This window comes from Flavobacterium macacae (genome assembly GCF_003865365.1).
Lineage (GTDB): Bacteria > Bacteroidota > Bacteroidia > Flavobacteriales > Flavobacteriaceae > Flavobacterium > Flavobacterium macacae.
Window position 1 is genome coordinate 130,895 of the sequence record NZ_RQVR01000007.1, and the last position, 12,035, is coordinate 142,929.

A 12,035-nucleotide genomic window follows, 5' to 3' on the forward strand; every position below is an offset into this window, starting at 1 on the left:
AAGCTATTCTTTTATAAATTTTAAAGTGGCTTTTGAACCATCTTCCATATTTAATTTAATCAAATAAACTCCTGTAGCGATATCATCAGTTTGAATTTTATTTGCTACTATTTTAGGACTTTTAACGAATTGCCCTGTTAAGGTATAAATGCTAGCTGAAATAGCATTGCCCGTTGAAGTAAGGTGTAAATTATCTTTTACCGGATTTGGATATACTGAAATTGTACTTGCCATGGATTGTTCTTTTATACCCAATGACAATCCATTTAATACAATTTGAGGTCTTGTAGTTTTAGCTTGGACAGATGTTGCGGGTGTTGATCCAGTATAGTTCAATGGTGGATTTAATGGATTGGCATTATCAGCAGCATTATCTGTTCTAATCATTAAGCACATTATATTGGCTGTCCCGGGAATTTGGTAAAATAAAGTGGAACTTCCATCATCATCAGGTTTATTAGCATCAACAGTTATTACCAAATTGTCTGTGCCGTTATACTCAAAAGGAGTTGTGAATGTAAATTTTAATGTAGTTCCTGTTTGAGTAAATGTACCGTTTGCCATCACTTGTTGGTGTGCAGCAACGCTTATCCAATCTGCACCTGTTGAGCTTACAACTGGATTATATGAAGCTCTGGTGGTATGGCCTATCCAGACATCAATCATTCCATTCGTATTTGTCAATGCATTGGTGTTGTTTACTTTAAAGTCAATGGAAGTTATTGTTCCAGCAACACCTATTTCTGAAGACAAATAAATAAATTGCGAGAGTGACGTAGAATAAAAGATGGAAATTGGTGTTGACAAACCTGCATTGCTGTCCACTGTTGTGCCTGTGCCTATAGTTACCTGCCCGAAGGTAACAGCAGTAGTCATAAAAGCAAATAAAAATAAAGTTTTTCTCATAATTTTAAATTTTTAAGATTAATTATGAGTAAATATATGTAAAATTTATTTTTTATTGTAATATTAGTAGTTTAAGAAAGAAAAGAGCCTCAGTTATGAAGCTCTTTTTTACAATGCCAATATAGGAATTAGGCAGTCGCATCTCTCAATGCTTTCACTCTATCATGGTCAGCTCTTAAAGCCGTTTTTTGTTGCGAAACCAATTGCGTTTGTTCTGCTGTCAAATCAGAACTATCGTTAAGTACAGCTTCATAGGTTTCTAATGCTTTGTCTTCACCAAATTCACAAGAATCTAAGATTGTGTGGCGGTCGTTTCCGGTAAATGCTGCTTTAACGTCCATCCAGGCTCTAAAGAATTTTCCGGTAACTCTTGTTCCTTCTTCAGGTGTGCCGCCAAGGCGTTTTACTTCTGAGCGAAGCTCAGATAAATTCTTATGGCTAGTTGCGGCCAATTCTCCAAAAAGGCTTTTTAAGTCTGATTCGTTTGCTTCTTTTGAAGCCGTTTCATAACCTTCGACTCTGTCGTTATTGATTTCAATTAACTTGTTTAATGCGCTGATGTTTTTTGAATTTTCCATGCTTAATTGGTTTTATAATTTAGTAGTATAAAGTTCTAAATTATTTAACGGAATATTTTATAGGATTAAAATGCAGAGTTACAAGTTTAGTCCTATTTCAAAGTTTGTGGTTTTTCTAAAATGAAAAAATGAAATTGCGCATCAGTAGTTGATCTTTTAAAATTTAATTTTTCCAATATTTTGACGGAACCTTCATTTGCGATCAAACATTTCGCAGTGATTTTTTTTACTTCTGATTGAGAAAAACCCCACTTTACTAAGGCTTCCGAAGCTTCCAAGGCATAACCATTTCTTCTCTCGCTGGCAATGATTCCGTATCCCAAATCAATTTCTCCAGCCAGATTCGGAATTCCCTTAAAACCGGCATCGCCAATAATTTTCATTTCGGCTTTTTTGATAATAACCCAAGATTCAAATCCGGTTGGACCATTTGAAGCTTCAATATTGGCTACAATTTTTGGCAGTGTTTCTAAAGTTTCCTGATCAGGATATCCTGCAGCAGTATTCGGGCCTTTGTTTTGTAAGGCTATGAAATTTTTGTCATTGATTAAATGGGTCAGCTGTTTTGTAAACGGAATAAGGAGCAATCGTTCCGTTTCTATTTTTTTACTATTCATTTGTTATCGATTATCCCAATCGCTCTTTTTAATTTTTTTCTTTCCCCAAGCTATAACTTTTACGCCTTCAGAATAATTAACCAAATCAGGTTTTCTTGCAATTAATTTTTCAAATCTTGGATAATGCAATTCGATATTTTCAATAATAGCTTCCCTAATTGGCCATTCTTGATGATGGATTTCATATTCGTTGATGAAGTTTTTGGTGTCTTGAAATAAAGCATATCTTTCGGTTAACCAAAGGTCAATTTCCGTTTTTTGTATCGCTTGACCGATTTTAAATTTGATGTCTAAAGCATCTCCAAATTCTGAGTTTGACGAACGATAATATTCCATTTCACGTTTGATACTTGAATAACGATACGGTAATTCAGAAATTAGTTTGGCAACCTTACATGACAAATCTTTTCCGCCTTCCATACTTAAAAAGTAAACGCCAGTTTTACTTTTTGTTTTCACATAAGTACGAACATTTATCTCAAAGAAATTAGAAATAGGAGCAATGGCAGGTAAAAACCTCGGACGAATTTCTTCCATTGCAAAAGCGACAACGGAAACCCAAGGTTTTCCTTCGAATAAATCAATTTCCAATTCCTTTGGAACAAATTTTTTTAATTCTTCGAGTTCGACTTCCCAATGCAAAAAAATCGCATCGTTCCATTCTTGATAAAAACGCCAGCGATCTTTCGGAATTTCCCAAGGTCGATGTCCATTTTGTTCTAAAATTTTCCGAATCATCGCAAGTTAAATTTCTTTTGGTTTTGTAAAATAATAAACCGGAATTCCGGCCAGCATGATCAAAACGCCCCAACCGCAAGTTTCAAATCTTGTGATTAATAAGGAAACGCACAATGCCGAAGCTGCTACAATATAAATCATCGGTAAAAACGGATAACCAAATGCTTTGTAAGGTCTTTCAATGTTTGGCATTTTTCTACGCAAGATGAAAATTCCGTAAATGGTTAAGATGTAAAAAATGATTACGATTATCATGACAAAATCTAGCAAAGCACCGTATTTTCCGGTCAAGCACAATGCCGAAGCCCAAATGCATTGTGCCCATAAAGCCCAAGCCGGAACACTTGCCGAATTTAAAACAGCGGCTTTCTTGAAAAACAATCCGTCTTTTGCCATCGTATAATAAACTCTTGCGCCAGCCATAATCAATCCGTTATTACAAGCAAATGTGGAAATCATAATCATGATGGCGATAATCAAAGTTCCGATGTTTCCGAAGATATAGTTGGCTGCAACAACCGCAACACGGTCTGATTTGGCAGTAGCAATTTCCTCAAATGGAACCACTGCCAAATACATTAAATTTGCTAAAATGTAAATGACGGTCACGATCAAAGTTCCTAAAAACAAACTCAAGCCCACATTTCGCTTTGGGTTTTTAATTTCACCAGCAATAAAAGTCACGCCATTCCAAGCATCGCTTGAAAATAAAGAACCCACCATAGCTGCAGAAATTGCGGTGATTAACGCCGAACCGCTGATTGGCAGCCAAGAACCTTCTTCTGTATTAAAAGATCTCGTATTCCAGGCATCAGCCCAATTGGCATCCCAAATTTCGGCTTTGGCGCCTAATGTAAATCCGAAAATTATTAATCCTAATAAAGACAAAATTTTAATCAGCGTCATCACCGTTTGGAGCATCTTGCTGTTTTTTACGCCCCTGCTGTTGATATATGTAAGAAGGATAATTGTAAATATCGAAACAATTTGCGACGCATTTAATTTGAAAAAACCGAGTTCAAAAAGAATGTTCTCATCGCTCAAAGGTTCATATAAATACGCGGCGAATTTTGAAAAAGCAACGCCAACGGCCGCAATAGTTCCGGTTTGGATGACCGCGAAAAAACTCCAGCCATATAAAAAAGCAACTAATTTATTATACGCTTCTTTTAGATACACATACTGGCCACCCGCTTTTGGAAACATCGAACTCAATTCTCCGTAACTCACAGCGGCAATCATTGTGATCAAACCAGAAATTATCCAAATCAAAGTCAGCCAACCAGCAGATCCTACTTGGCGCGCAATATCAGCACTGACAATGAAAATTCCCGAACCAATCATGGATCCAACGACAAGCATTGTTCCGTCTAATAATCCGAGTTCTCTTTTTAAATTGTCGTCTTCGTGGTGGTTTTCCATAAAAATTGGTTTGGATGAGTTGTTAATTTCTGTTAAAGGTATTAAAAAATCTGAATTTTGATGCAACTTGATTTTTAAGTATCTTTAGGCTTGACAATTTAAAAATTAAACTATGGGCGATAAATATTTAGACCTAAACTTGGTTAAAAACGAAGAAAAAAAGCGATTTGAAATGGTGGTTGAAAACCATACGGCCTTTGTAGAATATATCTTGACGAACGATAATGTGATGTTTCTGACGCATACCGAAGTCCCAAAATCATTGGAAGGAAAAGGAGTGGGCGGAAGCATTGTCAAAAAAGCATTAGAATATATTAAAGAAAATAATCACACTTTGGCACCGCTTTGCCCTTTTGTTGCTTCTTATGTAAGAAAGCATCCTGAATATAAGACACTTTTGGCAAAAGGGTATAATGTGGATTAATTTATAAAGTTTAAAATTTCAATTTTTAAATCTTGCAATCTTAATAGTATCTTTGCCACATGAATGAAAATTTAGATCCCACAAACCAAAACTACAATCACGAGGAACTTGATTTAGAAAAAAAATTAAGGCCGCTGTCTTTTGATGATTTCACGGGACAAGATCAGGTTTTGGAAAATTTGCAAGTATTTGTACAGGCGGCAAACCAAAGAAATGAAGCTTTGGACCACACGCTTTTTCACGGACCTCCGGGTTTGGGGAAAACGACGCTTGCCAATATTTTAGCTAATGAATTGGGTGTTGGAATTAAAATTACGTCAGGTCCGGTTTTAGATAAACCTGGAGATTTGGCGGGTCTGCTGACTAATCTTGAAGAACGTGATGTTTTGTTTATTGACGAAATTCATCGTTTGAGTCCGATTGTGGAAGAATATTTATATTCTGCGATGGAGGATTTCAAGATTGATATTATGATTGAATCGGGGCCAAATGCCAGGACGGTGCAATTAAATTTGAATCCGTTTACATTGGTGGGAGCCACCACGCGTTCTGGATTGTTGACCGCGCCGATGCGAGCCCGTTTCGGAATCCAAAGCCGACTGCAATATTACACGACAGAACTTTTGACTTCCATTGTAGAAAGAAGTTCGGCTATTTTAAAAATGCCAATAACGATGGAAGCTGCGATCGAAATTGCGGGAAGAAGCCGCGGAACGCCAAGGATTGCAAATGCTTTGTTAAGACGCGTTCGTGATTTTGCCCAAATAAAAGGAAACGGAAGCATCGATATTGAGATTGCGCAATTTTCATTAAAAGCACTTCACGTCGATGCGCACGGATTAGATGAAATGGACAATAAAATTTTGACCACAATCATCGATAAATTTAAAGGAGGTCCGGTTGGATTATCCACTTTGGCAACTGCCGTTTCTGAAAGCAGCGAAACGATCGAAGAAGTGTATGAACCCTTTTTAATTCAAGAAGGTTTCCTTATGAGAACGCCAAGAGGAAGAGAAGTTACTGAAAAAGCCTACAAACACTTGGGAAAAGTTAAAATGAACGTGCAAGGAGGGCTTTTTTAGAATTTAAGATTTATGCCGAAATGTATTGTGTAAGTTTTTAAAATCTGTGTCATCTGTGTTCCTACTTTATATAAAAATCTAAAATGATTTCCAATAAAGAAAAATATACCAAATTCATTAAATCCGAAGCCGTACGCCTCGGATTTTTGTCTTGTGGCATATCCCAAGCTGGGTTTTTAGAACAAGAAGCGCCTCGTTTGGAAGCTTGGCTGAAAAATAATGCACACGGTCAAATGGCGTATATGGAAAATCATTTTGACAAAAGATTAGACCCGACGCTTTTGGTTGAGGATTCAAAAAGCGTCATTTCGTTGCTGTTAAATTATTATCCCGAAGAAACACAGGCGGGATTATTGGGAGACGATACTTTTAAAATCTCCAAATATGCTTACGGACAAGATTATCATTTTGTCATCAAAGAGAAATTGAAAGAGTTTTTATTCTCAATTCAAGAAAATATTGGAGAAGTTTCGGGTCGTGCTTTTGTCGATTCGGCTCCCGTTTTAGACAAGGCTTGGGCTTCGAAAGGCGGTTTGGGATGGATCGGAAAAAACAGCAATTTATTAAGCAAGCAAGTAGGTTCTTTCTTTTTCATAGCCGAATTGATTGTTGATTTAGATCTAGAATATGACAATGCCGTGACAGACCATTGCGGTTCGTGCACCAAATGTATCGACGCTTGCCCGACGGAAGCCATTGTGGCGCCTTATGTTGTGGACGGAAGCAAGTGTATTTCTTATTTTACGATAGAATTAAAAGATAATATTCCTTCAGAAATGAAAGGCAAATTTGATGATTGGGCTTTTGGCTGTGATGTCTGCCAAGATGTTTGCCCATGGAACCGCTTTTCAAAATCGCACAGCGAACCGCTTTTTAATCCGCATCCTGATTTGCTGTCGATGACCAAAAAAGATTGGGAAGAAATTACCGAAGATACTTTTAAAGCGGTGTTCAAAAATTCCGCTGTAAAACGTACCAAGTTCGGCGGTTTGCAACGTAATATAGACTTCTTGAAATAGCAATTTACACCCTGTATTTTTTCCAACAATTAGTTAAAATTTTCATAAAATCTTAAAATGTGGCTAGCGCACAAATCCAAAGCATGGGCGCTCTCGTAGATTTATCTTACAACCACAAAAATAATTTATTATGAAAAAAAGGTATTTTGAATTTAGAAAGCTGTCAATGTTGGTGTTGGCAGGCTTAACAATCGTTTCGTGCAATGATGACGATAATGGAAATGGAAATGGGCCAGTAGTTAATCCGCCAGTTACAGTGGCTCCAGATGCGGCGTTCACGGCACTAACAAACAACAACACCATTGCCTATTTTAATGCAACCAATCTTGTTACGCCAACGTCAACTTTGTCAATTACTGCGCTGCCAGCTGCTGAGCAAATTGTCAGTATTGATTACAGGCCGGCAACGGGTCAACTTTATGCTCTGGGATCTTCAAGCAGGCTTTATTTTATCAATGAAGAATCAGGAGTAGCAACCGCTTTAGGTGCAGCCGCATTTTCTCCTGCCATTTCTGGTGAAAATGCTTCCATTGATTTTAATCCCACAGTTGATAGAATCAGGCTGGTTACGGCATCAGGACAAAATTTAAGACTGCATCCTGAGTTAGGTACCGTTGTTGCAACTGACGGTGAAATTAATGGAGGAACCAATCCTGAAATTGGAGCTGTAGCTTATACCAATAGCGTTGCAGGAGCTTCAAGTACAACGTTGTATGATATTGATTTTTCAGAAAATAAATTATACAAACAAACGCCGCCGAATGATGGAGGATTAGAACTTGTTGGAGACCTGACCGTTGATTTTGAGGGTTCAGGAAATTTTGACATCAATCCAGATAATAGCCTTGCGTTAGCGGTTACTCTTGATGGCGCGGTTTCAAGTCTTTTTACTATTGACTTAAGTAACGGTAAAGCCATAAAAGTCGGAACATTTGGAAGTTCAGTTATTGGTATCGCTTTTAAAACAAATCCTGTGGCTTTTGCAACAACTGCAGACAACCAGCTTTACCGCTTTAACCCAACAAGTCCACAATCTAATCCTGTGGCATTAATGGGGCTTCTTTCAGGAGAAACCATTGTAGGTTTGGATTTCAGACCGGCAAACGGATCACTTTATGCTATTTCAAACCAAAGCAGGTTGCTGACGGTAAATACGGCAAATGGACAAGTTACCCAAGTGGGGTCTGTTTTAAGCACGCCGTTAAACGGAACATCTTTCGGATTTGATTTTAATCCAACGGTGGATAGAATCAGATTGGTGAGCAATACGGGCCAAAATTTAAGATTGCACCCAGATCTGGGAACGGTTGCTTTTGTAGATGGAACCTTAAATCCAGGAACTCCTTCAGTAAGCGGTGCTGCCTATTCGAATAGTTTTGCAGGTTCAACGACAACAACATTATTTGTTTTAGATTCAGAAACAAATATGCTTTACACGCAATCACCGCCAAATGATGGAGTTTTGGTTCCGGTCGGTGCTTTAGGGATTGATGTGGCAGCAAACAATGGATTTGATATTGGAGGAAGCACAGGCAGTGCTTTTGGATTATTCAAAGTAGGTACAACTTCAGCTGTTTATACCGTTAATCTTACTGCCGGAACGGCTACAAAAGTGGCTGACTTCAATATCGAAGCGACTGCTATGGCTGTTGGTTTAGGATTCTAAGAAGATTTTTTTTAAAATATAAAAGCTTGGTGATAGTTCTGTCGCCAAGCTTTTTTTTATTTTCCGATAAATGAATTTCTTCTTCTTTTGCTTGCTGTACAAACATTGATTTTATTTTTTTAAAATTTTCAATAGGCGGACATCCAAAATCCAAAATTTGGTTGTGAAATTGTTTAATATAAAGTTTTTATGCTAAAATTTTTTTTTTTTTGATTTTGTTCGCAATTCTCTGATTTAAAAAATACTTTCACTTCGTATTGTGTTTTTGGCTTAAACTATTCGGAAGCAAATTAGTATGCTGGATATTTCTGGGCATTGCCGGTTCCGGCCGAAAGCGCATTATTGTCTCCGGATGATGATTTTCGAGGAAATCTTTCCATTTTTTTGTGGCGATTTGTAATGTCATTCCTGTTTTCTTCTTTGCACGATTGCAATGCAATGGCCATAAAACAAAAAAAAAACCAGTTTTCTCATATTTTTAATGAATTTATAAAAAGTCAATAGTTTTAGGCATAAAATTCCAAGAAAACACACAATATGAAACTTGCCAAAAAGAATGGCAGTAAAACTTTCTAAGTTTCATCGATACCTTTATCTTTGTAAATCGGATTAAAATCTAAAAAAATGAATAAATACAGCAAAAGAAGAGAAGCTCTTTTATATCACGCAAAACCATCGCCAGGTAAAATTGAGGTGGTTCCAACTAAAGCTTATGCAACACAAAGAGATTTGTCTTTGGCTTATTCTCCTGGCGTTGCCGAGCCTTGCCTTGAGATTGCGAAAGATGTAAACAATGTGTATAAATATACTGCAAAAGGGAATTTGGTGGCCGTTATTTCAAATGGTACTGCGGTTTTAGGATTAGGAGATATTGGTCCTGAAGCTTCAAAGCCCGTAATGGAAGGAAAAGCGCTATTGTTTAAAATTTTTGCTGACATCGATGTTTTTGATATTGAAGTAGATACAAAAGATATCGAGAAGTTTATTGAGACAGTAAAAAACATTGCGCCCACTTTTGGCGGGATTAATTTAGAAGATATCAAAGCGCCAGAATCTTTTGAAATTGAAAGACGTTTGGTAGAAGAATTGAATATTCCGGTGATGCACGATGATCAGCATGGAACCGCGATTATTTCTTCTGCAGCTTTGTTGAATGCCTTGGAACTGGCCAATAAGAAGATTGAAGATGTCACGATGGTCGTTTCTGGAGCAGGTTCTGCTGCTTTAGCGTGTGCTAATTTATATGTTCTGTTAGGAATTGATCCTAAAAAAGTGATTATGTTTGACCGAAAAGGAGCACTTTCTCCAGATCGGGAAAATTTATCAGAAGTGCAAAGAAGATACGCAAATGCAACTAGTGATGTTACCTTGGAACAAGCAATGGTTGGTGCTGATATTTTCTTGGGGCTTTCGTCAGGAGACGTTCTTTCTGCTGAAATGCTTTTGACCATGGCTGAGGATCCAATCGTTTTTGCGATGGCCAATCCAACACCAGAAATTGATTACAATCTTGCCATTGCAACGCGCCCAGATATTATCATGGCAACGGGCCGTTCAGACCATCCTAATCAAGTAAACAACGTTTTAGGTTTTCCTTATATTTTTCGCGGCGCATTAGATGTCCGTGCGACAAAGATCAACGAAGAAATGAAAATGGCTGCTGTGAAAGCGTTGGCCTTATTGGCAAAACAATCAGTTCCAGAGCAAGTAAATATTGCCTACGGCGAAACCAAATTAGTTTTCGGAAGAGATTATATCATTCCAAAGCCATTTGACCCAAGGTTGATCGCCATTGTAGCTCCGGCAGTTGCAAAAGCGGCAATGGATTCTGGCGTGGCGCTTAATCCAATTACGGATTGGGTAAAGTATGAAGAAGAACTTTTAGAAAGATTAGGTTCAGATAACAAAATGGTTCGACTTTTGGCCAATAGGGCAAAATCAGAACCAAAACGAGTGGTTTTTGCAGAAGCAGACCATTTAGATGTGCTGAAAGCGGCTCAAATTGTTTGGGAAGAAAAAATCGGAACTCCTATTTTATTAGGAGATAAAGAAATCATCAAAGAACTGAAAGAAGAATTAGGTTTTGATGCGGATGTCATGATCATTGATCCAAAAACGTCAGAAGAAGACGATAGAAGGCTGCGTTACGCAAACTCATTTTGGGAATCAAGAAGACGAAAAGGAACCAGCTTATTGGATGCCCAAAAGTGGATGCGCGAAAGAAATTATTTCGCGGCAATGATGGTGAACGAAGGCGAAGCAGATGCTTTGGTTACCGGATATTCCCGCAGCTATCCATCGGTTGTAAAGCCAATGATGTCATTGATTGATATGGCTCCGGGCGTTTCAAGAATTGCCACTACCAATATGATGATGACCAAAAGAGGTCCGATTTTCTTGTCAGATACAGCGATCAACCCAAATCCAACAGCAGATGATTTGGCAAAAATTGCCTTGATGACGGCAAAAACGGTTCGCTTATTTGGTATGGAACCGGTTATTGCAATGGTTTCGTTTTCAAACTTTGGTTCGTCCCAAGATAAAAGCGCTCAAAAAGTAGCCGAAGCGGTGGCTTATCTGCACAAATATTATCCAGATTTAGTGGTTGACGGAGAAATCCAAGCCGATTTTGCTTTGAATTCAGAAATGCTTCAAAATAAATTTCCGTTCTCAAAATTAGCTGGAAAAAAAGTAAATACGTTGATTTTTCCAAATCTTGAAGCGGCAAATATCAACTATAAAATGTTGAAAGAATTAGACAAATCAGTTTCTATCGGGCCAATTATGATGGGGATGGATAAGCCGGTTCATATCTTTCAATTAGGCGCCAGTGTTGAGGAAATGGTCAATATGGCTGCGGTTGCTGTTGTTGATGCTCAAGAAAAAGAGAAAAAAAATAAGGCAATAAAAGTTAATTTTTAGTATGTTTTCTGTTTCCTAAACATTTAAGCTATTATCAGTAAAACTTTTTCCCTACATTTGGGAATTATTTAACATTGATGATAGCACACATACAAGGGAAATTAGTGGAGAAAAATCCTACTGATGTAGTCATTGACTGCAACGGTGTCGGTTACCAGATCCACATTTCGTTACATACTTATTCGTTACTTCCAAATACAGAATACATCAAAGTGTATACGTATCTTCAAATTAAAGAAGATGCGCATACACTTTTTGGTTTTGCTGAAAAATCAGAAAGAGAAATTTTTAAGATGTTGCTTTCGGTTTCGGGTATCGGAGCCAGCATTGCCAGAACGATGCTTTCTTCGCTAGAACCTAAACAGATCATTCAAGCGCTTGCTGCGGGCGATGTGGCCACAATTCAATCTATTAAAGGAATTGGAAGCAAAACGGCACAGCGCGCCATCCTTGATTTGAAGGACAAAGTGTTAAAACTATATGATTTAGACGAAGTTTCTATTTTACAAGACAATACAAATAAGGACGAAGCGTTATCTGCTTTGGAAGTTCTTGGATTTAACAGAAAATTGGCGGAAAAATCCGTTGAAAAAATTGTTAAAGAAAATCCAGATGCCACTATTGAAACCATTATCAAACAAGCCTTAAAAAACTTATAAAC

Annotated in this window: 11 protein-coding genes; 6 read left to right on the forward strand and 5 right to left on the reverse strand. The window is 37.6% G+C overall.

Annotation, left to right across the window (positions count from 1 at the left end; all coding sequences use genetic code 11):
• Positions 1-3 precede the first annotated feature (3 nt).
• From EG849_RS07865 to EG849_RS07885, 5 genes are all read right to left on the reverse strand, one after another.
• Positions 4-906, reverse strand: coding sequence for a T9SS type A sorting domain-containing protein (locus EG849_RS07865; protein WP_125012530.1), 903 nt, complete (start codon positions 904-906; stop codon positions 4-6).
• Positions 907-1,034: 128 nt separating this feature from the next.
• Positions 1,035-1,484: a ferritin-like domain-containing protein gene (locus tag EG849_RS07870; RefSeq protein ID WP_125012531.1), complete on the reverse strand. Its 450-nt coding sequence runs from the start codon at positions 1,482-1,484 to the stop codon at positions 1,035-1,037.
• A gap of 92 nt (positions 1,485-1,576) precedes the next feature.
• Positions 1,577-2,101, reverse strand: coding sequence for a GNAT family N-acetyltransferase (locus EG849_RS07875; protein WP_125012532.1), 525 nt, complete (start codon positions 2,099-2,101; stop codon positions 1,577-1,579).
• A 3-nt stretch (positions 2,102-2,104) separates the two neighbouring features.
• Positions 2,105-2,839 (reverse strand): YqjF family protein, encoded by a 735-nt coding sequence (locus EG849_RS07880; RefSeq protein ID WP_125012533.1) that lies wholly within the window; start codon positions 2,837-2,839, stop codon positions 2,105-2,107.
• Between the two features lie 6 nt (positions 2,840-2,845).
• Positions 2,846-4,261 carry an APC family permease gene (locus tag EG849_RS07885; protein ID WP_125012534.1) on the reverse strand — a complete coding sequence of 472 codons (1,416 nt, stop codon included), beginning with the start codon at positions 4,259-4,261 and terminating at the stop codon, positions 2,846-2,848.
• Between the two features lie 112 nt (positions 4,262-4,373).
• On the opposite strand from EG849_RS07885, the gene EG849_RS07890 reads away from it, so the two are divergent.
• From EG849_RS07890 to ruvA, 6 genes are all read left to right on the forward strand, one after another.
• A complete protein-coding gene (locus tag EG849_RS07890; protein ID WP_125012535.1) occupies positions 4,374-4,685 on the forward strand; it encodes a GNAT family N-acetyltransferase in 312 nt (103 codons plus the stop codon).
• Between the two features lie 59 nt (positions 4,686-4,744).
• Complete coding sequence (gene ruvB, locus EG849_RS07895; RefSeq protein ID WP_125012536.1) at positions 4,745-5,767, forward strand: Holliday junction branch migration DNA helicase RuvB; 1,023 nt, start codon at positions 4,745-4,747, stop codon at positions 5,765-5,767.
• 83 nt (positions 5,768-5,850) lie between these two features.
• Entirely contained in the window at positions 5,851-6,786 is a 936-nt protein-coding gene (gene queG, locus EG849_RS07900; protein ID WP_125012537.1) for a tRNA epoxyqueuosine(34) reductase QueG, read from the forward strand.
• Positions 6,787-6,916: 130 nt separating this feature from the next.
• Entirely contained in the window at positions 6,917-8,452 is a 1,536-nt protein-coding gene (locus EG849_RS07905) for a DUF4394 domain-containing protein (protein ID WP_125012538.1), read from the forward strand.
• A gap of 624 nt (positions 8,453-9,076) precedes the next feature.
• A complete protein-coding gene (locus tag EG849_RS07910; protein WP_125012539.1) occupies positions 9,077-11,374 on the forward strand; it encodes an NADP-dependent malic enzyme in 2,298 nt (765 codons plus the stop codon).
• A 77-nt stretch (positions 11,375-11,451) separates the two neighbouring features.
• Positions 11,452-12,033: a Holliday junction branch migration protein RuvA gene (gene ruvA / locus EG849_RS07915; protein WP_125012540.1), complete on the forward strand. Its 582-nt coding sequence runs from the start codon at positions 11,452-11,454 to the stop codon at positions 12,031-12,033.
• Positions 12,034-12,035 lie beyond the last annotated feature (2 nt).

Coding starts and splice junctions, on each gene's coding strand:
- EG849_RS07870 (WP_125012531.1), bottom strand. CDS start 1,484: ATGGAAAATTCAAAAAACATCAGCGCATTAAACAAGTTAATTGAAATC.
- EG849_RS07865 (WP_125012530.1), bottom strand. CDS start 906: ATGAGAAAAACTTTATTTTTATTTGCTTTTATGACTACTGCTGTTACC.
- EG849_RS07880 (WP_125012533.1), bottom strand. CDS start 2,839: ATGATTCGGAAAATTTTAGAACAAAATGGACATCGACCTTGGGAAATT.
- ruvA (WP_125012540.1), top strand. CDS start 11,452: ATGATAGCACACATACAAGGGAAATTAGTGGAGAAAAATCCTACTGAT.
- EG849_RS07905 (WP_125012538.1), top strand. CDS start 6,917: ATGAAAAAAAGGTATTTTGAATTTAGAAAGCTGTCAATGTTGGTGTTG.
- EG849_RS07885 (WP_125012534.1), bottom strand. CDS start 4,261: ATGGAAAACCACCACGAAGACGACAATTTAAAAAGAGAACTCGGATTA.
- EG849_RS07890 (WP_125012535.1), top strand. CDS start 4,374: ATGGGCGATAAATATTTAGACCTAAACTTGGTTAAAAACGAAGAAAAA.
- queG (WP_125012537.1), top strand. CDS start 5,851: ATGATTTCCAATAAAGAAAAATATACCAAATTCATTAAATCCGAAGCC.
- EG849_RS07875 (WP_125012532.1), bottom strand. CDS start 2,101: ATGAATAGTAAAAAAATAGAAACGGAACGATTGCTCCTTATTCCGTTT.
- ruvB (WP_125012536.1), top strand. CDS start 4,745: ATGAATGAAAATTTAGATCCCACAAACCAAAACTACAATCACGAGGAA.
- EG849_RS07910 (WP_125012539.1), top strand. CDS start 9,077: ATGAATAAATACAGCAAAAGAAGAGAAGCTCTTTTATATCACGCAAAA.